Raw genomic sequence first — 719 nt, 5'->3', positions numbered from 1 at the left:
CCCGGCCTCAACAAACTGCGCAGTCCCCACCTTCAGATGCTGCGTCACACCCACGGTCAGGTGATCATCCGCACGCATCTCGCTAATCCGATCCAAATGCGTAATCCGGTGCTCTTCAACCTTGAACTCGCTCAGCGTGTTGGCTTCGACGGTGTCGTGACGTTCGTTGCCGACGCGAATCTTCTGGTCGTGCTCGATGTTCTCGTCCCAGTCGCGTTGGGCGTGGATGTAGATTTGCTCGACGCCTTTCTTGTCTTCGATGCGGAACTCGTTGTAGCCCTTGCCGCCCGGTGAACTCAGGGTTTTGAAGGTGCTGCGGGTCTTGTTTGCCGGCAGGTCGTAGGGGACGACGTTTTCCTTGTGGTACAGGCAACCGGTGACCAGTGGCTGGTCGGGATCGCCTTCGAGGAAGGTGACGAGGACTTCCATGCCGATGCGCGGGATGGCGATGCCGCCGTACGCGGCGCCGGCCCAGCCGCTGGCGACGCGCATCCAGCAGGTGGTTTTGTCGTTGGACTGACCGTCGCGGTCCCAGTGGAATTGCACTTTGATCCGGCCGTACTGGTCGCAGTGGATTTCTTCGCCTGCCGGGCCGGTGACGACGGCGGTCTGGCTGCCGAGGACTTTTGGTTTCGGGTGTTCAAGGGCAGGGCGGTAGTGCGCGTCCCACGGGGTGGCGAGGAAGCTGTTGCGGTAGCCCTGGTGGAAATCGCTTTTGT

1 protein-coding gene is annotated in these 719 nt (G+C 61.2%); it reads right to left on the bottom strand.

From position 1 onward, the window contains the following. On the bottom strand, positions 1-719 hold a 719-nt coding region (tssI, locus tag ACWR1S_RS30845; RefSeq protein WP_454566141.1), incomplete at both ends, for a type VI secretion system tip protein TssI/VgrG.

It is taken from the genome of Pseudomonas sp. AIG (assembly GCF_977020205.1).
Note: the sequence above shows the minus strand (reverse complement) of the source record. Positions and strands in the feature narration are given on the sequence as shown.